The following is a 20,543-nucleotide window of genomic DNA, read 5'->3' as shown; positions in this document are numbered from 1 at the left end:
GCACCGCGCGGTGCGCGTGCCCCGCGCGTGGCCGATCTCATTCACCAGGAGCACCCATGGCGACCGTTCAAGGAAGTCTGTTACTCGTCTATGCATTGATTGCAATCATCGCGCTCGTCGTGCTGATCGCGCGCTTCAAGATGAATCCGTTCATCACCTTGATGATGGTGTCGGTCGCGCTGGCGCTCGCGGTCGGCATGCCGATGACGTCGATTCTCAAGTCGTTCGAAACCGGCGTGGGCGGCACGCTCGGCCATATCGCCATTGTGGTCGGGCTCGGCACCATGCTCGGCAAGATGATGGCCGAGTCGGGCGGGGCGGAGCGGATCGCCCGCACGCTGATCGAGCTGTTCGGGCCGAAGAACGTCCACTGGGCGATGATGTGCATCGCGTTTCTGGTCGGCCTGCCGGTGTTCTTCGAAGTCGGTTTTGTGCTGCTGATTCCGATTGCCTTCAACGTGGCGCAACGCACCGGCACCTCGATGATTCGCGTGGGCATTCCGATGGTGGCCGGGTTGTCTGTGGTGCACGGCCTGATTCCGCCGCACCCGGCGGCCTTGCTGGCGGTGACCGCCTACAACGCGGACATCGGCCATACGATCTTCTACGCGCTGATTGTCGGGATTCCGACGGCCGCGATTGCCGGCCCGCTGTTTTCGAAGCTGATCAGCCGTTTCGTGGTGCTGGAAGGCGTGAACCCGATGGCGCAGCAGTTCATCGAACAGGACGCGAAGCGCGCCCAGCAGCAGTTGCCGGGCTTCGGCATTACCCTGCTGACGGTGCTGCTGCCGGTCTTGCTGATGCTGCTGGGGAGCTGGGCCGACCTGCTGGCGCCGGCGAAATCGACCGCGAACAACGTGCTGCATCTGATCGGTCATCCGGATATGGCCTTGCTGCTCGCGGTGCTGCTGAGCTTCTACACCTTCGGCACGACACGCGGCTTCGGCCGGGAGCAGATTCTCAAGTTCACCAACGAGTGTCTTGCGCCAACCGCGAGCATCACCCTGGTGGTGGGGGCGGGTGCCGGTTTCGGGCGCATCCTGATCGATAGCGGTGCGTCGAAGGCGATCGTCGACGTCGCCACCGGCGCGCATGTGCCGCTGCTGATCCTGGCGTGGCTGGTGGCGGCGCTGATCCGGGTGGCGACCGGCTCGGCCACGGTGGCCATGGCGACCGCCGCGGGCATCATCGCGCCGATTGCGGCTGCGGCGGCGAGCACAGGCGGCGTGCGTCCCGAGTTGCTGGTGCTCGCCACCGGCGCGGGCTCGCTGATCCTGTCGCACGTCAACGACGGCGGCTTCTGGCTCGTCAAGGAGTACTTCGGCATGACCGTGCCGCAGACCTTCAAGACGTGGACCGTGTGCGAAACGATCATCTCGCTGACGGCGCTGCTGTTCACGCTAGGTCTGGCCGCTGTGGTCTGAGTGGTCAGGCGCGCCGGGTCTGCCCGACAAACGCCACGAACGCCACAATCGCGGCATTGAGCGCGCCGGGCGCGTCGCGATGTGGCGAGTGCCCGCAAGCATCGAGTTTGGCGAGCCGTGCTTGCGGCACTTGCGCGGCGATCGTTTCGATCTGCGCCATCGTGCCGTAGTGATCGTCGTGGCCCTGCACGGCGAGCAGCGGACAACGGATGGCCGGTAAGGCAGCGACGATGTTCCAGGCTCTGAACGCCGGGTTCAGCCAGATGTCGTTCCAGCCATAGAACGCCGAATCGACGTCGGCGTGATAGCGGCTCAATTTGTCGCGCAGACCGCTTTGCTCGTAGGCTTGCCTCGCCTGCGCGATGCTGCGCACTGAGATGTCTTCGACGAACACGTGCGGTGCTATCACCACTGCGCCTGCCAGACCGGCCGGGAAGGACGAGGCGTATAGCAGTGCGATCGACCCGCCGTCGCTATGACCGATCACCCACAGGCGAGCCCGTTGTTCGGAATCGACGCCGAGCGTGTCCAGCAGCGCGGGCAACACATCCTCGGCTTGCTCCCGCATGAAATCCACCGGCCACTTTGTGTCGCGCGGCCGCGGCGTCGAGCGTCCATAGCCGGGCCGCGAATACACCAGCCCACGCATGCCGAGCTGGTCGCACAGCGTCTGAGGCCAGTCGCGCCACATGGCGATCGAGCCGAGCCCCTCGTGCAGAAACAACGCGATCGGCGCTGCGCTGAGCCCGCTATTGAGCCAGCGGTATTCGATATCGAGCGGACCGCGCGTGGCGTTTGCGGGCAGTCGTGCGAATTCGCCAGCGGTTGCGAGCGTCGGCGCCGCGGTTGTCCCGTCGGTTGTCGCAGGGTTGTGCATGGACCACCTTAAAGCTGTTCGCGCAGTTTGAAGCGTTGAATCTTGCCGGTCGCCGTCTTCGGCAGATCGTCGACGAAAACGATATCGCGCGGATATTTGTGCGGCGCAAGCCGTTCCTTGACGAAGACCTTCAGTTCATCCGCCAGTGTGCCAGACGCCGCGACATCACGCTTCAACACCACGAAGGCGCGCGTCTTCACGAGGCCGCCATGATCGACGCCGACAACCGCCGCCTCGAGTACGGCCTCGTGTTGCACCAGCACCATCTCCACTTCTACGGGCGACACGTATTGTCCGCTCACCTTGAGCATATCGTCGCTGCGTCCGGCGTAGACATAGCAGCCGTTCGGCAGCCGCCGGTATTTGTCGCCGCTGCGGATCCATTCGCCGAGGAAGGTTGCACGCGATTTCTCGCGATTGCTCCAGTACATCAGCGCCGCGCTCGGTCCCTTGATGAACAGGTCGCCCACTTCGTCATCGGCGACGGCGTGCCCATTCTCGTCGCGCAGTTCGACCTCGTAACCGGGCACCGGACGGCCGGTGGTGCCATATTCGACACTGCCTGCGCGATTCGAAAGAAAGATATGCAGCATCTCCGTCGAGCCGATGCCGTCGAGAATCTCGGCGCCGAAGTGTGCGGTGAAGCGCTCGCCGATCTCACGCGGCAGCGCTTCGCCGGCGGAGGTGCAGATGCGTAACGCGAGATCGACGCGCTCGGGCAGATTGGGCGAGGCCAGCATGCTCGCGTAAAGCGTCGGCACGCCGTAAAACACGGTGGGTTTGTGTCGCACGAGACGCGCGAAGATCGCTTCGGCGGTGGGGCGCTCGGCCATCAGCACCGCGGTGGCGCCCACGGACAGAGGGAAGGTCAAGCCGTTGCCGAGGCCGTACGCGAAGAACAGCTTGGCGGCGGAAAACACCACGTCGGTTTCGACGATGCCGAGGATCGGCTTGCCATACAGCTCCGCGGTCCAATAGAGATTCGCATGGGTATGCACGGTGCCTTTGGGCTTGCCGGTCGAGCCCGACGAATACAGCCAGAAGGCGATATCGTCGCAACTGCTTGCGATCGGCTTGAGCGTGGGTGCGGCCGCGTCGAGCAATGCGCTGAACACCTGCGCGCGCGGCGCTTCGCCGTCGGTTGGCTGCGATAGGATCAGCAGGCAGCCGTCGTGCTCCGCCTCGCTCAGGGCCTGCTCGACAGCCGGCAGCACCGCGCCCGAAGCGATCACGACGCGAGCGTGACTGTGCGTGAGCATGTAGACGTAGTCCGCCGAGGTCAGCAGCGTATTCGCCACCACGGGTACGACGCCCGCGTACAGCGCGCCTAGAAACGCAATCGGTAGTTCTACAGTGTCCTGCATCACCAGCAGCACGCGTTCTTCGGCATGCACGCCGAGCGTGCGCAGCACCGCGGCGCAACGGCGCGCCTGCTCTTCGAGTTGCCCGTAGGTGGTGATGCCGCGGTCGTCGATATAGGCGGGCTTGCTGGCGCGTGCCTGATTGAGATCGAACAGATGCGCGGCGAAATTGAACTGGGCCGGCGGCGGCTCGACGTTCAAGGCGGGCTGGGGCTGACTAGCAGGCGGTTCCAGCAGGGCTTCCATGTTTCCTCCAGCGGTGGGGCGGCCTGGACTCGTGAGGCGCGTGGGTCCGATGATTCCCTGGTGCCAACGCCTGGTACCAGGATCAGGTACTGAGGTTTGCTTATTGCATCGAGCGCGTCAAAGCGTCGATGCCCGCGCTCGACATCTGGAGCGCCGAGCGGCGGTGATAGAAATTCAACGCCCGCAAGCCGCCCAGTTCTTCGCCGCCACCGGCCCGGCCGGGGCCGCCGTGCAGCGACATCGGCATCACGTTGCCGTGACCGGTTTGGCTTTGCTGCACCGATGGTGAAACGGCATGGACCCGTCCGTGCGAATCGGCGAGTTCGAGCGCGACACGCGCCAGATGCGCGTCGTCGTTCGCATAGATCGACGCGACCAGCGAGCCGCCGCCGCGGCGCGCGAGGGCGACGGCATGCGCTTCGGGCAACTCGCCCGCGTCTGCCGCGGGGCGGTACGGCGCCACCGTGGCGACGGGGCCGAACACTTCGACCTCGTGCAGCAGCGTGGCCTGATCGGGATCGTTGACGACGAACAGGTGCGGCGCCACGCAAGCGGCGATGGCGGGATCGGCGTCGATCAACGGCGTGGCAGAACCGTCGTAGGCGAGCACCGCTTCTTCGCGCAGCGCGGCGATGCCCGCGAGGACGTTCTCATACTGCTCGCGGTTCACGAGCGCCCCCATGCGCACGCTCTCGTTACGCGGATTGCCGACGGCAACCTTGGCGAGCTTCGCTTTGAGTGCGTCGACGACCGCCTCGAGTGCGGCGTCGGGCACGAAAACGCGGCGAATCGCCGTGCATTTCTGACCGGACTTGACAGTCATCTCACGCACGACTTCCTTGATGAACAGTTCGAAGGCGGGCGTATCCGGCGTCGCGTCGGTGCAGAGGATCGCGCTGTTGAGGCTATCTGCTTCGACGTTCAGGCGCGCACCGTGCCGCACGAAGGCGGAATGCGCGCGCAGCGTCGCGGCGGTGGCGGCCGAGCCGGTGAACGACACCACATCGAAGGCCTGCACCTGATCGAGCAGACCCGCGGCGCTGCCGCAGATCACGGACAATGCGCCGGCCGGCAGAAGGCCTGCATCGACGACGTCCGCGACCATTCGCTGCGTGAGCCATGCCGTGGCGGTGGCCGGCTTGACGATCACCGGCACCCCGGAGAGCAACGCAGGAGCCGCTTTTTCCCACAACCCCCACGACGGAAAATTGAACGCGTTGATCAGGAGCGCGACGCCGCGCGTGGGCGTGAGCACATGCTGCACGCTGAACGACTGGTCCTTGCTGAGCGATGCGGCCTCGCCGTCGCGCAATGCGTGCACGTCGCCCAGCGCCGCGCCGAGTTTCGCGTAGTAGGACAGCGTGAAAATGCCGCCGTCGATATCGACCGCCGAATCGTTGCGGGTCGTTCCGGCATTGGCCGTGGCGATCGCGTAATAGTCGTCGCGCTGCGCTTGCAGCAGCTTGACGATCGCGGCGAGGCGCTCGGCGCGTGCGGCATAGGTCAGCGCGCGCAACGCGGCGCCGCCGTGTTCGCGGGCGAAATCGAAGGCCTGCGGCAGATCGAGCCCTTCGCTCGATACGCGCACCAGCGCTTCGCCCGTCACCGGGTCGGTCAGCGTGACGCCAGCGCCGGTGCCGGCAAGCCACTGGCCGGCCACGTAGTTGTTCAGTAACTCAGTCATGGCGAGCGGTCTCAGCGAGGGGTTCAGGGGTGAATTCAATCGCGCCTTGCGGCAACAGATACAGCACCAGCGCCCGCCCGTTGGCAACGGTCGGACGATGCGCGCTACCGGGGCCGTACACGCACCAACCGGCTGGATGACCGTCGAAGGTCGCGCCCTCGGTGAGCGGCATGATCAGATCGATCTCGCCATGCGGATGAAGATGGTGCGGGCCGGCGATGTCCTGCATGTCGACCACGTCGACGGAAAAGCCGTGCGTGGCCGGCAGCGCCTTGAAGATGCGGCCATAGCGGATGCCGCCGCCTTCGCGGTTGCATAGCCAGCCTTCGGCGACGCCGGTACGGCAGGCCTGCGCAAGGTCGTGGAAGGTGGCGCCGGTTGTTGTGCTTGCTCTGTTATCGGCCGGCCACGTCGCGTTCAGCCATGTCGCCAGATCGGCGTCGAGCGGCCGGCCTTGGAGCTGAGCGGTCACGCCTGCGATCAGGCGTTGGAATTCTTCAGGGGACATACGAGCCTCCAGCGACGGCGCACACGCACCTTATTTCATGCGCGCATGCCGTCCGTCTCCGATACGCCGCAGGAAAAAGCGCGCGGCGTTTGTTATTGGATCAATATTTGGCGAAAATTAACCGGCCATCCAGTGCTTGTCAAGTACTATAGTACATGTATCGTGGTATTGGGAGCGTGAAACATGAATCAGAATGACTCCGTCACACCGTCGGACGAGCACGCCGACGACCGCGCCCGCGAGGATCGCGGCGAGCGGGAAGAGCGCGATCCGTTCCTGACGGCCATGGGCGAGCGCGTGCGTATGCTGCGCGCGCGTCGCGGCATGACGCGCAAGACGCTCGCCACCGAAACGGGTCTGTCCGAGCGGCACCTGGCGAATCTGGAATCGGGTGTCGGCAACGCCTCGGTGCTGGTGTTGCGGCAGATCGCGGCCACCCTCAATTGCCCGCTCGCCGAGGTCATCGGCGACGAAACCACCTCATCGGCCGAATGGCTGCTGATCCGCGAACTGCTGCAGGGGCGCGACCAGGCGGCGTTGCAGCGGGCCCGCATCGCGCTCGCCGAGATGTTCGCGCAGGCGCCGCGCGATCCGCACCGCAAGGACCGCATCGCCTTGATCGGCCTGCGCGGCGCGGGCAAGTCGACGCTTGGGCGGATGCTCGCGCAGGAGCGCAAGGTGCCGTTCGTCGAACTCACGCGCGTGATCGAGCAACTGGCCGGCTGTCCGCCGTCGGAGATCCATTCGCTGTACGGCGCCGCCGCCTATCGCCGCTACGAGCACCGGGCGCTGGAGGCGGTGATCCAGGAGCATGAGCGTGCGGTGATCGCGTCGCCGGGTGGCCTCGTCTCCGAGTCGGGCACCTTCAACGCGCTGCTCGCGCACTGCTACACCGTCTGGCTGCAGGCCACGCCGGAAGAGCATATGCGGCGGGTCGTGGCGCAGGGCGATCTGCGGCCCATCTCGGGCAACAAGGAAGCCATGGAGGACCTCAAGCGCATTCTTGCCGGGCGCAGCGAACTGTATGGCCGCGCGGACATGAGCTTCGACACCAGCGAGAAAACCCTTGCCGACGCCTATCTGCAATTGCGTGACCGTCTGGCTGCGCGGCTGGCGGCGGAAACGGTCGAGGACGTTCAGGCGGGTTGAGCATGCGCGGCAGTGTCGGCGTTGAGGGCTGTCAGATTAAGGGTTTATACGTAAACATGAATTAAAGTGCTTTACGTGGATGCGATGATGCACTATTGTTCAAAAAACAGTTAGGCATTGTCCAGGAGACGCCCATGTCCGCAGCCCAAACCCTGATTGCCCCGGTCGACTATCGCACCGATCCCTCGCAGTACAAGCACTGGAAACTGAGCTTCAACGGTCCGGTCGCGACGCTCGGCATCGATATCGCCGAGGACGGCGGCATCCGCGACGGCTACAGGCTGAAACTGAATTCCTACGACCTCGGCGTCGACATCGAACTGCACGACGCGATCCAGCGGATTCGCTTCGAACACCCCGAAGTCAGAACGGTGGTCCTGACGAGCCTGAAGGATCGCGTGTTCTGCTCGGGCGCCAACATCTTCATGCTGGGCCTGTCGACGCATGCGTGGAAGGTCAACTTCTGCAAGTTCACCAATGAGACGCGCAACGGGCTTGAAGACTCGTCGCGCCACTCGGGTCTCAAGTTCCTCGCGGCAGTGAACGGCGCCTGCGCCGGTGGCGGTTACGAACTGGCGCTCGCGTGCGACGAGATCTACCTGGTCGACGACCGCTCGTCGTCGGTGTCGTTGCCGGAGGTGCCGCTGCTCGGTGTGCTGCCGGGCACCGGCGGGCTCACGCGGGTGACCGACAAGCGGCGCGTGCGTCACGACCGTGCGGACATCTTCTGCACGCTGGTCGAAGGGATTCGCGGCGAACGGGCGAAGGCGTGGCGTCTGGTCGACGAGGTGGTGAAGCCCAACCAGTTCGATCAGGCGATCCAGGCACGCGCACTCGAACTGGCTGCGCAAAGCGACCGTCCCGCCGACGCGCAAGGCGTGGCGTTGACGCGCATCGAGCGCAGCGTGCGCGAGGACGGACTCGGCTACGCGACGCTGGATGTCGGCATCGACCGCGCCAGGCGGATTGCGACGTTTACCGCCAGGGCGCCGGGCGCCACGCAACCCACCGACATCGACGCCATCGTCGCAGCAGGCGCACGCTGGTGGCCGCTGCAATTCGCTCGCGAACTCGACGATGCGATCCTGTCGATGCGCACCAATGAACTCGATATCGGCACGTGGATCTTCAGGACCGAGGGCGACGCGCGCAACGTGCTCGCCGCGGACGCCGCGCTGATGCAACACAAGGACCACTGGTTCGTGCGCGAAACGATCGGCCTGCTGCGCCGCACCCTGGCGCGTATCGACGTCTCGTCGCGTTCGCTGTTCGCGCTGATCGAACCGGGCTCGTGCTTCGCGGGCACCTTCGCCGAGCTCGCGTTTGCCGCGGATCGAACCTATATGGCCGCGCTGCCCAGCAACGAAGACGAAGAGCCGGCGCTCACGCTCTCGGAAGTCAACTTCGGCCTGTATCCGATGGTCACGCATCAGTCGCGGCTGGCACGCCGTTTCTATGAGGAAGCCGAACCGCTCGATGCCGTGCGCGCCAGGATCGGCCAGGCCATCAAGCCGGTCGAGGCCGAGCGTCTCGGGCTCGTGACCGCTTCGCCCGATGACATCGACTGGGCCGATGAAATCCGCATCGCGCTGGAAGAGCGCGCGGCAATGTCGCCGGACGCGCTGACCGGTCTCGAAGCGAATCTGCGCTTTAACGGCCCTGAGACGATGGAGACGCGCATCTTCGGCCGCCTCACTGCCTGGCAGAACTGGATTTTCAACCGGCCGAACGCGGTGGGCGAGAAAGGCGCGCTCAAGGTGTACGGCAAGGGCAGCAAGGCGCAATTCGACGTCTCGCGGGTTTGACGGCGCGCCTGCGTCGCCCGTCGCCTTCACTGCTCCTATAGCACCTGTCGCACTGATTGTTTCCAGCGCATCGATGCGCGCCTCTCGAACCCGGTACGCCTGTTTCCCGACCAAGGAACCGAACATGTCTACGATCAACTACAGCGAAAAGATCCCGAACAACGTCAACCTCGCCGACGACCGCGCACTGCAGCGCGCGCTCGAGCAGTGGCAGCCGAACTTCCTGTCGTGGTGGAGCGACATGGGTCCGGACGGCTCGCACAACTACGACGTCTATCTGCGCACCGCAGTGAGCGTCGACGCGGGCGGCTGGGCGCATTTCGATCACGTGAAGATGCCCGACTACCGCTGGGGCATTTTTCTCACGCCGGGCGAGCAGGACCGCAAGATCCAGTTCGGCGAGCACAAGGGCGAAGCGGCGTGGCAGGACGTGCCCGGCGAACATCGCGCCAACCTGCGCCGCATCATCGTCACGCAAGGCGACACGGAACCGGCATCTGTCGAGCAGCAGCGTCACCTCGGCCTGACCGCGCCGTCGATGTACGACTTGCGCAACCTGTTTCAGGTGAACGTCGAAGAAGGCCGGCATCTGTGGGCGATGGTGTACCTGCTGCATCGTTACTTTGGCCGCGATGGCCGCGAGGAAGCCGAAGCGCTGCTCGGACGCCGCTCCGGCGACGACGACAACCCGCGCATTCTCGGCGCCTTCAACGAGAAGACGCCGGACTGGCTGGCGTTTTATATGTTCACGTATTTCACCGACCGCGACGGCAAGTTCCAGTTGTCCGCACTCGCCGAGTCGGGCTTCGATCCGCTCGCCCGCACCACGAAGTTCATGCTGACCGAAGAAGCGCATCACATGTTCGTCGGAGAGTCTGGCGTCTCGCGCGTGGTCCAGCGCACCGCCCAGGTCATGAACGAACTGAAGACCGACGACGTCAACAGGATTCGTGCGGCCGGTGTGATCGATCTGCCGACGATCCAGCGCTATCTGAACTTCCACTACTCGGTGACGATCGATCTGTTCGGCGCCGATCATTCGTCGAATGCGGCGACCTTCTATAGCTCGGGTTTGAAGGGCCGCTATGAGGAAACCAAACGCGACGACGACCATCAGCTCAACGGGCAGAGCTACAAACTGCTCGACGTGCAGGACGGCAAGCTGGTCGAGCGCGAAGTGCCGATGCTCAACGCGATGAACGAAGTGCTGCGCGACGATTACATCAAGGATTCGGTGGCGGGCGTGAACCGCTGGAACAAGGTGCTGGAGAAGGCGGGCATCGATTTCCGCCTGAGCGTGCCGCATAAAGCGTTCAATCGCCAGATCGGCACCTTTGCCGGTACTCGCGTGTCGCCGGATGGCCGCGTGATCGGCGCGGCCGAATGGGCCGCCAATGAAGCGAAATGGCTGCCAAGTGCGGAGGATCGCGCTTATGTGGCATCGCTGATGGGCCGTGTGACGGAAGCCGGCAAGTTCGCCAACTGGATTGCGCCGCCGGCGATGGGCGTCAATCGTCAACCGGTCGATTTCGAATACGTGCGCTTTAACTGAGCTTGCGCGGTATTAGAGACGTGGCACAGGCAGTGCGGAAACATTGTGGGAGGTAGGCATGAACGGCCCAGTATCGATCGATATCCTCAGGCAGCACCTGATCGATCCGGAGATCTGCATTCGCTGCAACACCTGCGAAGAAACCTGTCCGGTCGACGCGATCACGCACGACGCCAACAACTATGTGGTGAAGGCCGACATCTGCAACGGCTGCATGGCCTGCGTGCCGCCGTGCCCGACCGGCGCAATCGACAACTGGCGCATGGTGCTCAAGCCCGACGCCTACGGCATCGAAGAGCAGTTCGGCTGGGACGTGCTGCCGGAGCAGGGCACCATGGCGGTAGCGCCGGCGGATGACGCAAACGCGTTAGCGGCAGCGGACGAGGCGTCGCCGGAGGCGCCCGCCGTCGAGGTGGATGCCGTACGCGGTTCGACGGTGCCGCCCTGGTCCGCGGCGAAGCCGTACGTGAACCTTTACACGCACAAGGCGCCCACCACCGCAACGGTGGTGGGCAACTACCGGCTCACCGACGCCGCCACCGAAAGCGACATCCATCACATCGTGCTGGACTTCGGCTCGATGCCGTTTCCGGTGCTGGAGGGGCAGTCGATCGGCATTTTGCCGCCGGGCGCGAGCGCCGACGGCCGCGTCCATCATGCGCGCCAGTATTCGATCGCGAGCCCGCGGGACGGCGAGCGCCCCGGCTACAACAACGTTTCGCTGACGGTAAAGCGCGTCACCCAGGATCACGGCGGCAGCGCCACGACGGGCGTGTGCTCGAACTACCTGTGCGACCTGAAGAAAGGCGATGTGGTCAACGTGATCGGACCGTTCGGCGGCACCTTTCTGATGCCGAACCATCCGAACTCGCATTTGCTGATGATCTGCACCGGCACGGGCTCGGCGCCCATGCGTGCGATGACCGAGTACCGGCGGCGGCGTCGTCTGAAAGGCGCAACCGGCAAGCTGATGCTGTTTTTCGGCGCGCGCACCAAAGAGGAGTTGCCGTACTTCGGGCCGCTGACCAATTTGCCCAAAGACTTCATCGATACGAACCTGGCCTTCTCACGCACGCCTCATCAGCCGAAGCGCTATGTGCAGGATGCCATGCGCGAACGTGCGGTGGATGTCGCGCAACTGCTCAAGGACGACAACACGCATATCTATGTCTGCGGGCTCAAGGGCATGGAAGACGGTGTGCTGCAGGCGCTCAAGGAAATCGGCGAGCTGCATGGACTCGATTGGGACAGCTTGTGGGCGCGCCTGAAGCGGGAAGGGCGGCTGCATCTCGAGACGTATTGATACGTACCGCTCCACGTATCGATACGTCCGCAGACATAAGCTGGACTTTGCCCCGGAGGTGGCCTGGCTCACCTCCGGTCACTCATTGCCTTCCCGCCTCGGCGACACCGCACCGCACGCACGAATCACCAGTTGCACCACTTCCTCGGTGGACGCGTCGAACGCCTTCTGGCTCAGCGCACGCTTGCCGCCCAGCGCGAGGATCTGCGCATCGAAATCCGCGTAGTGCTGGGTGGTCGCCCAGATCATGTACATCAAGGTGTGTGCATTGACCGGCGCCAGCAGGCCGCGCGCGATCCAGTCGTCGATCACCTTGACGCGGCTCTCGAGCCAGGGCTTGACGCTCTGCATGAGGATGTCCTGCATATGCTCCGCGCCGTGGATGATCTCGTTGGCCCACACTTTCGAGCCGAGCGGGCGCCGCCGCGACAATTCCATCTTGACGCGCACATAGCCGCTGATCGCCTCCACCGGATCGTCGCTGCCCTCGAACGTATCGGCAGCCCGATGCCAGTCCTCGAACAGATCTTCGAGCACCCGGCGATACAGCGCGAGCTTGGTCGGGAAGTAGTAATGCAGGTTAGCTTTCGGCAAGCCTGCACGTTCGGCGATCATCGCCGTGCTGGCGCCTTCCAGTCCGCGCTCGGCGAATACGGCCTCCGCGCAGGCCAGCAGATGGGCCTCGTTCGATTCGCGAATGTGCGCCTTGCGCCGCCGCAAAGGCACTGGGGTCTCGTCGTTTTCAGCAATTTCGCTTGCCACTTCGTCGTGTCTCATTGTTGGCCTCGCGCGGCGCGCATGCCGCGTCGCGCTTCATTCTAGTCGTTTGGGCGCGGATTGAGTTACCTAAGGCACGCTGATTCTCTGTGCGCAAAAACGCCTTGCTGCGTTGCAATGGCACGCTTCTCGCTCTGTATTCTCCCGTACGAAAGGCATTGATTTGGCGGAGTTAATCGGCTACAACCTGTCCAACTGGACAGGATTGGATGAGCGGCCGGTACCCCAGGGTTTGCCCCGGTTCCGCCTCTTGCCGGAAAGGGCATTGCATGCACCGTGGCCGTGCGGCGACGCCCCAAAATCCGCCGCAGATGCACCAGTTGGTTATCGAAGTTGCGTGGTCGGTTCATTGAAAGGAGCGAGACGAATGAACGCGGTATCCGAGGCGTTAAGGCATGCTGAACCCGATACGTCGATCAAGGTCGACGGCAAGCGTCTGTGGGACAGTTTGATGACGATGGCGAAGATCGGCGCAACGCCGAAAGGCGGCGTCTGCCGCCTGGCGCTGACCGATCTCGACAAGCAGGGGCGCGACCTGATCGTGAGCTGGGCGAAGGAGGCGGGCTGCACGGTCACGGTCGACCAGATGGGCAATGTCTTCATGCGCCGCGCCGGGCGCAATCCCGATGCGCTGCCGGTCATGACCGGCTCGCACGCCGATTCGCAACCCACCGGCGGCCGCTTCGACGGCATCTATGGCGTGCTGGGCGGGCTCGAAGTGATTCGCAGTCTGAACGATCACGGCATCGAGACGGAGCACCCGGTGGAAGTGGTGATCTGGACCAACGAGGAAGGCTCGCGCTTCGCTCCGGCGATGGTGGCCTCCGGCGTGTTCGCCGGCGTGTTTACGCTCGAATACGGCCTCTCGCGCAAGGACGTGGACGGCAAGACCATCGGCGAGGAACTCAAGCGCATCGGCTATGCGGGCGATCAACCGTGCGGCGGCCGGCCCGTGCATGCGGCGTTCGAATTGCATATCGAACAAGGGCCGATTCTCGAAGCGGAGCACAAGACCATCGGCGTCGTCACCGACGCCCAGGGCCAGCGCTGGTACGAAATCACCTTCACCGGTCAGGAAGCGCATGCCGGCCCCACGCCGATGCCGCGCCGCCGCGATGCGCTGCTGGGCGCGGCGCGCGTGGTCGATCTGGTCAACCGCATCGGCCTCGATCATGCGCCGTTCGGCTGCGCGACGGTCGGCATGATGCAGGTGTACCCGAACTCGCGCAATGTGATTCCGGGGCGGGTCTTTTTCACGGTGGATTTTCGCCATCCCGACGACGCTGTGCTCGCGAAGATGGACGCTGCGCTGCGCGAAGGCGTCGAGCGGATTGCGAGCGGCATCGGCCTCGAAACCGAGCTCGAACAGATTTTCTATTACGCACCGGTCGCATTCGACGCCGCCTGTGTGAAGTCGGTGCGCGCCGCCGCGCAACGCTTCGGCTACGCGCATCGCGACATGGTGTCGGGCGCGGGTCACGACGCCTGTTATCTGGCGCAGGTCGCGCCGACTTCGATGGTGTTCGTGCCCTGCGTCGACGGCATCAGTCACAACGAGATCGAAGACGCCACGCTCGAATGGATCGAGGCGGGCGCGAACGTCTTGCTGCACGCCATGGTGGAGCGTGCTTGCGAGGCGGCTTCATGACAGCGTAAGGATAGCGGGGCGCCGCGCCGACGGGTTTGGTGCATCTGGTTTGCGTCGGCGCCTTTAGAACGAGCCTGACCGTATCGCCTATAAAACACGTCGTCCCGACCGCGCCTGCAGTGCGGCCGGCGGGCACGGCTACGTCCTCATATTGAAGAAGGAACGTGTATGGCCATCAAGCATAGCGGCGACATTGCCCCGCAGCGCCTGTCGCCCGAGCAGCTCTCCTGCGAATTCGCCGACATTGCGCCCTTGCTCGATCCGGCCGCCGCAGCGGTGGCGGCGAGCCGCTGTCATTACTGCTACGACGCGCCGTGCGTCCAGGCCTGTCCTACCCAGATCGACATTCCCAGCTTTATCCGCAAGATCGGCAACGGCAATCTGAAGGGCGCCGCCGTGGACATTCTGTCGGCCAATCCATTGGGCGGCATGTGCGCGCGGGTCTGTCCGACCGAGATTCTTTGCGAAGGCGCTTGCGTGCGCAACCATCAGGACGAGAAACCGGTGGCGATCGGCGCGCTGCAGCGCCATGCGACCGATTGGGCGATGGCGCGCGGCGAAGTGTTGTTCAAGCGGGCGGCGCAGACCGGGCGTCACGTGGCGGTGGTCGGCGCGGGGCCGGCGGGTCTCGCATGTGCGCATCGTCTGGCATTGGCCGGTCACACGGTGACGATTTACGACGCGCACGACAAGGCCGGCGGTCTGAACGAATACGGGATCGCCGCCTACAAGACGGTCGACGATTTTGCGCAGCGTGAAGTGGCGTGGCTGCTTTCGGTGGGGGGCATCGCCGTCAAGACCGGTGTGGCGCTCGGCCGCGAGGTCAGTCTCGATGCCTTGCGCAAGCAACATGACGCGGTGTTTCTCGCCATCGGCCTGACCGGCGTGCGGGAACTGGCGCTCGAAGGTGAGGCCCTCGGCGGTGTGCTGAACGCGGTGGATTTCATCGAACAGGTGCGTCAGGCGCGCGACCTCGCCACGGTGCCGGTGGGACGCCGGGTGGTGGTGATCGGCGGCGGCAACACGGCGGTGGATGCCGCCGTGCAAAGCCGCAAGCTCGGCGCGACGATGGTGACGATGGTCTACCGGCGCGGCGTGGAGACCATGAGCGCAACCTGGGCCGAACGCGAATTCGCGCAGAGCCAGGGCGTGACGTTGATCACGCATGCAAAACCGGTGCGGCTGCTCGGCAGCGACGGCACGGTGACGGGTGTCGAGTTCGAGCGTGTATCCGCCGAGGGTGTGGAGCGCTTCACGGTCGAGGCAGACATGGTGCTGAAGGCGATCGGCCAGACGCTGGTGGCAGTGGGCGTGGAGCGCGATCTGCTGACGCTCGACGGCAGCCGGATTGCCGTCGACGCCAATGGACAGACCTCCTTGCCGGATGTCTGGGCCGGCGGCGATTGCGCCGCGACGGGCGGCGTCGATCTGACGGTGCAGGCGGTACAGGACGGCAAGCTGGCCGCCGCCGCCATCGACGCGCACTTCGCCCGCACGGCGGTCAAGGCCGCTTAACGGCGCGCAACACGACCAAGCGATACAACGCGACACCGCGATAAAACAGAGTCCCCAAGGAGCCGAACATGGCCGATCTGCGCTGTACGATTGCCGGCATCACCTCGCCGAACCCTTTCTGGCTCGCCTCCGCGCCGCCGACCGACAAAGCCTATAACGTCAACCGCGCGTTCGAGGCAGGCTGGGGCGGTGTGGTCTGGAAAACGCTCGGCCTCGACCCGCATGTGGTCAACGTCAGCTCGCGCTACGGCGCGGTGCAATGGAACGGCCAGCGCATCGCCGGCCTGAACAATATCGAACTGATCACCGACCGCCCGCTCGACGTCAACCTGCGCGAGATCGCCCAGGTCAAGCGCGACTGGCCGGACCGTGCGCTGATCGTCTCGCTGATGGTGCCGTGCAACGAGCGCGACTGGAAATGGATCCTGCCGCTCGTCGAAGACACCGGCGCCGATGCGGTCGAACTGAATTTCGGCTGCCCGCACGGTATGAGCGAGCGCGGCATGGGCGCCGCGGTGGGCCAGGTGCCGGAATACGTGGAGATGGTCACGCGCTGGGTCAAGGAAGGCACGAAGCTGCCCTGCCTCGTGAAGCTGACGCCGAACATCAGCGACATCCGCATGGGTTCGCGCGCAGCCTATAAGGGCGGCGCGGATGGCGTGTCGCTCATCAACACCATCAACTCGATCGTCGGCGTGGATCTGGATGTGATGGCGCCCATGCCGATCGTCGACGGCAAGGGCACGCACGGCGGCTATTGCGGGCCGGCGGTCAAGCCGATCGCACTGAACATGGTGGCCGAAATCGCTCGCGATGTCGAAACGCCCAATCTGCCGATTTCCGGCATCGGCGGTATTTCGACCTGGCGCGATGCGGCGGAATTCATTGTGCTGGGCGCGGGCAGCGTGCAGGTCTGCACGGCGGCGATGCACTACGGTTTCCGGATCGTCTCGGACCTCGCCGACGGCTTGTCGAACTGGATGGACGAGAAAGGCTACGCGACGCTCGACGAGATTCGCGGCCGTGCGGTGCCCAACGTCACCGACTGGAAGTACCTGAACCTCAAGTACGACATCAAGGCGCGCATCGACCAGGACAAGTGCATCCAGTGCGGCTTGTGCCATATCGCCTGCGAGGACACCTCGCATCAGGCGATCACACGCGAAAAAGATGGCGTGCGGCATTTTGAAGTGGTGGACTCCGAGTGTGTCGGGTGCAATTTATGCATGCACGTCTGCCCGGTCGATCAATGCATCACGATGGAACGGGTCGACGCGGGCGACTACGCCAACTGGACCACGCATCCGAACAACCCGGCGCGCGTGGAGGCGGGCGAACCGCAAGCAGAGCAAACCGCGCAAGCCGCGCAAACTGTGGCAGCGCACGCCACCGCGAAAGCGGCCTGACGGGCGCAGCAGAACGGCAGCACACGATGCGCTTGTAACGATGTGGATTCCTGACCGGCCCGACGCCTGCCCAGGCAGTTCCAGAAGCGGCGCGGGCCACAACGATGACTGGAGATTGTTCAATGAAACCGACAGTGCAAGGCGCCGAGCCGCCGCTAGCGGCCGGCGTGCACGGCAGCAGTCTTTATAACGACGACCTGGCCCCGACCGGCGTCGCGCAGCGCACCTGGAAGTGGTATCACTTCGCGGCGCTCTGGGTGGGGATGGTGATGAATATCGCCTCGTACATGCTGGCGGCCGGCTTGACGGAGCAGGGCATGTCGCCGTGGCAGGCGGTGCTCACCGTGCTGCTCGGCAACCTGATCGTGCTGGTGCCGATGCTGCTGATCGGGCATGCCGGGGCGAAACACGGCATTCCGTATGCGGTGCTGGTGCGCTCGTCGTTCGGCACCCAGGGCGCCAAACTGCCGGCCATGTTGCGGGCGATCGTCGCCTGCGGCTGGTACGGCATTCAGACCTGGCTCGGCGGCAGCGCGATTTATACGCTGCTCAATATCCTCACCGGTAACGCGCTGCATGGCGAGGCCCTGCCGTTGCTCGACATCTCGTTGGCGCAACTGGCGTGCTTCCTCGTGTTCTGGGCCCTGCAGATCTACTTCATCCTGCACGGCACGGATTCGATCCGCTGGCTCGAAAGCTGGTCGGCGCCGATCAAGGTGGTAATGTGCATCGCGCTGGTCTGGTGGGCGACCTCGAAGGCCGGGGGCCTGGGCACGATGCTGTCGGCGCCGTCGCAATTCGTGGCGGGCGGCAAGAAAGAAGGGCTGTTCTGGGCGACGTTCTGGCCGGGGCTGACCGCGATGGTCGGCTTCTGGGCCACGCTCGCGCTGAACATTCCCGACTTCACACGCTTTGCCCGTTCGCAGCGCGACCAGGTGATCGGCCAGTCGATCGGCTTGCCGGCGCCGATGGCGCTGCTCTCGGTGATCTCGGTGGTGGTCACGTCGGCCACCGTGGTGATCTATGGAAAAGCGATCTGGGATCCTATCGATCTCACGAGCCGCATGACCGGCATCGGCGTGGGTGTCGCGCTGGTGATTCTCACCCTCGATACGATGTGCTGCAATCTCGCCGCCAACCTCGTCGGGCCGGCGTACGACTTTTCGAGCCTGTGGCCGAAGGGCATTTCCTATCGCGTGGGCGGCATGATTACCGCGACGATTGCAATCGTGATGATGCCGTGGAAGATTCTCGCCACCACGCAAGGCTACATTTTCACGTGGCTGGTCGGCTATTCCGCCTTGCTCGGACCGGTGGCCGGCATCCTGATGGTGGACTACTTCCTGATTCGCGGCACGCGGCTTGACCCGCGCGAGCTGTTCGACGAGAACGGCGAATACAGCTACACGGGCGGCTGGAATCTCGGCGCGGTGGTGGCGCTGCTGGTGGGCGTCCTGCCGAATCTGCCGGGCTTTTTGCATACGGCCTTTCCGGCGGCGTTTCCGAACGTGCCGGCGTTTTTCAACACGCTGTACACGTATGCATGGTTCGTGGGGCTCGCGCTGGCGTCTATCGTCTATAGCGCATGGATGAAGCTGAGCAAGGGGCCGAGTGCGCGGGTGGCGAGCGCATGACGCTTCGAGCGTGCAGATCGAAGCGGGCAGTCGCAGTGTGAAGCATGGAGCATGAAGCGTGCATGTCTCGCGCAAGGCCGGCATGCACGCCGCGGTGAGAGTGAACACGTAGCAGTCAATGAGGAGGCAGCAAGATGACGACCCTGATTCGCGGCGGCACGGTAGTCGATGCGGACCGTAGCTGGCGGGCGGACGTGTTGTGTGCCGACCCGCAGGATGGCGGCACGATCCTGCAGGTTGGCCCGGAACTGGAAGCGCCGGCGGGCGCGTCGATCGTGGACGCGCATGGACAGTACGTGATGCCCGGCGGCATCGACCCACACACGCATATGGAACTGCCCTTCATGGGCACCACGGCGAGCGACGACTTCTACACGGGCACGGCAGCGGGCCTGGCGGGCGGCACCACGAGCATCATCGACTTCGTGATTCCGAGCCCGCGCCAGTCGCTGATGGAGGCCTTCCAGTCATGGCGTGGCTGGGCCGAAAAGGCCGCCGCCGACTACGGCTTTCACGTCGCGGTGACATGGTGGGACGACTCGGTGCATCGCGACATGGGCACGCTCGTGCATGAACATGGGGTGTCGAGTTTCAAGCACTTCATGGCCTACAAGAACGCCATCATGGCCGACGACGAAGTGCTGGTGAACAGCTTCGCGCGCTCGCTCGAACTGGGCGCGTTGCCCACCGTGCATGCGGAAAACGGTGAACTAGTGTTCCAGTTGCAGCGGCAGTTGCTGGCGCGCGGCCTGAGCGGGCCGGAAGCGCATCCGCTCTCGCGGCCGTCGGAAGTGGAAGGCGAGGCGGCCAATCGTGCGATCCGGATTGCCCAGGTGCTGGGCGTGCCGGTGTATATCGTGCACGTGTCGTCCAAAGACGCGGTCGACGCGATTGCCCGAGCCCGCAACGAAGGTCTGCGCGTATTCGGTGAAGTGCTGCCGGGGCATCTCGTGATCGACGAAGCCGTGTATCGCGATCCCGACTGGACGCGTGCTGCGGCGCATGTCATGAGTCCGCCGTTCCGTTCCAGCGAGCATCGCGAGGCACTCTGGAGCGGACTGCAAGCGGGGCAGTTGCACACTACCGCAACCGATCACTGCGTGTTCTGCGCGTCGCAAAAGGCCATGGGCCGCGAAGACTTCACGAAGATCCCGAACGGGTGCGGCGGCGTCGAGGATCGCATGTCGGTGCTGTGGCATCACGGCGTGAATTCGGGGCGTCTGACGCCGAACGAGTTCGTGCGCATCACCTCGACCAATGCGGCGCAGATCTTTAATCTCTATCCGCGCAAAGGCGCGGTGCAGGTGGGGGCGGATGCCGACCTCGTGGTGTGGGACCCGGCCGCGACCAAAACCATTTCGGTCAAGACCCATCACCAGAAGGTGGATTTCAATGTGTTCGAAGGCATGACGGTGCAGGGCGTGGCCATGCATACGCTCACGCGCGGCGCGCTGGCGTGGACCGACGGCGATCTGCGCGCGCTCAGAGGCGCGGGGCAGTACCTGAAGCGGCCGCCCAACGCGGCCTACTTCGATGCGATCCGGGTGGCCAACAAGCTGAAGGAACCGCATGCGGTAGAGCGGTGAGGTGCGCGGCAAGCGCGACGCTCTTTAGTTTTCGTCGCGCTTGCCGTTAAGACAGGGTAGGCCGGCTT

Annotated in this window: 14 protein-coding genes and 1 pseudogene; 10 read left to right on the top strand and 5 right to left on the bottom strand. The window is 64.5% G+C overall.

All coding sequences use genetic code 11. The annotated features are described in order from the left end of the window. The first annotated feature begins 56 nt into the window (after positions 1 to 56). Positions 57 to 1,424: a GntT/GntP/DsdX family permease gene (locus AC1ECK_RS15505; RefSeq protein ID WP_480320566.1), complete on the top strand. Its 1,368-nt coding sequence runs from the start codon at positions 57 to 59 to the stop codon at positions 1,422 to 1,424. A gap of 4 nt (positions 1,425 to 1,428) precedes the next feature. On the opposite strand, the gene AC1ECK_RS15500 is transcribed toward AC1ECK_RS15505, so the two are convergent. The 4 genes from AC1ECK_RS15500 to AC1ECK_RS15485 form a co-directional block, all read right to left on the bottom strand. Further along, positions 1,429 to 2,301, bottom strand: a complete 873-nt coding sequence (locus tag AC1ECK_RS15500; protein WP_480320564.1) for an alpha/beta fold hydrolase — start codon at positions 2,299 to 2,301, stop codon at positions 1,429 to 1,431. Positions 2,302 to 2,309: 8 nt separating this feature from the next. After that, positions 2,310 to 3,908 carry a benzoate-CoA ligase family protein gene (locus tag AC1ECK_RS15495; RefSeq protein WP_480320563.1) on the bottom strand — a complete coding sequence of 533 codons (1,599 nt, stop codon included), beginning with the start codon at positions 3,906 to 3,908 and terminating at the stop codon, positions 2,310 to 2,312. 100 nt (positions 3,909 to 4,008) lie between these two features. Continuing rightward, the gene (locus AC1ECK_RS15490; RefSeq protein WP_480320561.1) at positions 4,009 to 5,592 is read right to left on the bottom strand and encodes a 3,4-dehydroadipyl-CoA semialdehyde dehydrogenase; all 1,584 of its coding nucleotides are present in this window, start codon (positions 5,590 to 5,592) and stop codon (positions 4,009 to 4,011) included. Continuing rightward, positions 5,585 to 6,100, bottom strand: coding sequence for a DUF4863 family protein (locus AC1ECK_RS15485; RefSeq protein ID WP_480320559.1), 516 nt, complete (start codon positions 6,098 to 6,100; stop codon positions 5,585 to 5,587). The genes AC1ECK_RS15490 and AC1ECK_RS15485 overlap by 8 nt, the downstream gene beginning before the upstream one ends. Before the next feature lie 183 nt (positions 6,101 to 6,283). Here AC1ECK_RS15485 and AC1ECK_RS15480 point away from each other — a divergent pair, with 183 nt between their 5' ends. The 4 genes from AC1ECK_RS15480 to boxA all read left to right on the top strand — a co-directional run bounded on the left by AC1ECK_RS15480 (position 6,284) and on the right by boxA (position 11,909). After that, positions 6,284 to 7,249, top strand: a complete 966-nt coding sequence (locus AC1ECK_RS15480; protein ID WP_480320557.1) for a helix-turn-helix transcriptional regulator — start codon at positions 6,284 to 6,286, stop codon at positions 7,247 to 7,249. A 134-nt stretch (positions 7,250 to 7,383) separates the two neighbouring features. Beyond that, entirely contained in the window at positions 7,384 to 9,054 is a 1,671-nt protein-coding gene (gene boxC / locus AC1ECK_RS15475) for a 2,3-epoxybenzoyl-CoA dihydrolase (RefSeq protein ID WP_480320555.1), read from the top strand. Between the two features lie 124 nt (positions 9,055 to 9,178). After that, positions 9,179 to 10,606: a benzoyl-CoA 2,3-epoxidase subunit BoxB gene (gene boxB, locus AC1ECK_RS15470; RefSeq protein ID WP_480320553.1), complete on the top strand. Its 1,428-nt coding sequence runs from the start codon at positions 9,179 to 9,181 to the stop codon at positions 10,604 to 10,606. A 58-nt stretch (positions 10,607 to 10,664) separates the two neighbouring features. Beyond that, positions 10,665 to 11,909, top strand: a complete 1,245-nt coding sequence (boxA, locus tag AC1ECK_RS15465) for a benzoyl-CoA 2,3-epoxidase subunit BoxA (protein WP_480320551.1) — start codon at positions 10,665 to 10,667, stop codon at positions 11,907 to 11,909. Positions 11,910 to 11,987: 78 nt separating this feature from the next. Here boxA and AC1ECK_RS15460 read toward each other — a convergent pair. Beyond that, positions 11,988 to 12,726 (bottom strand): annotated as a pseudogene (locus tag AC1ECK_RS15460) (TetR family transcriptional regulator C-terminal domain-containing protein). A gap of 327 nt (positions 12,727 to 13,053) precedes the next feature. Here AC1ECK_RS15460 and AC1ECK_RS15455 point away from each other — a divergent pair. The 5 genes from AC1ECK_RS15455 (at position 13,054) to hydA (ending at position 20,475) form a co-directional block, all read left to right on the top strand. Beyond that, positions 13,054 to 14,334 carry an allantoate amidohydrolase gene (locus tag AC1ECK_RS15455; RefSeq protein ID WP_480320549.1) on the top strand — a complete coding sequence of 427 codons (1,281 nt, stop codon included), beginning with the start codon at positions 13,054 to 13,056 and terminating at the stop codon, positions 14,332 to 14,334. A gap of 168 nt (positions 14,335 to 14,502) precedes the next feature. Continuing rightward, on the top strand, positions 14,503 to 15,849 hold the full coding sequence (locus tag AC1ECK_RS15450) for an NAD(P)-dependent oxidoreductase (RefSeq protein ID WP_480320547.1): 1,347 nt from the start codon (positions 14,503 to 14,505) through the stop codon (positions 15,847 to 15,849). 68 nt (positions 15,850 to 15,917) lie between these two features. After that, positions 15,918 to 17,255, top strand: a complete 1,338-nt coding sequence (gene preA / locus AC1ECK_RS15445; protein ID WP_480320545.1) for an NAD-dependent dihydropyrimidine dehydrogenase subunit PreA — start codon at positions 15,918 to 15,920, stop codon at positions 17,253 to 17,255. Between the two features lie 122 nt (positions 17,256 to 17,377). After that, on the top strand, positions 17,378 to 18,889 hold the full coding sequence (locus AC1ECK_RS15440; protein ID WP_480320543.1) for an NCS1 family nucleobase:cation symporter-1: 1,512 nt from the start codon (positions 17,378 to 17,380) through the stop codon (positions 18,887 to 18,889). A 134-nt stretch (positions 18,890 to 19,023) separates the two neighbouring features. Further along, positions 19,024 to 20,475: a dihydropyrimidinase gene (hydA, locus tag AC1ECK_RS15435; protein ID WP_480320542.1), complete on the top strand. Its 1,452-nt coding sequence runs from the start codon at positions 19,024 to 19,026 to the stop codon at positions 20,473 to 20,475. The last annotated feature ends 68 nt before the right edge of the window (positions 20,476 to 20,543 follow it).

It is taken from the genome of Paraburkholderia sp. SSBN10T (assembly GCF_056619545.1).
This window is presented reverse-complemented; position numbering and strand designations above follow the sequence as displayed.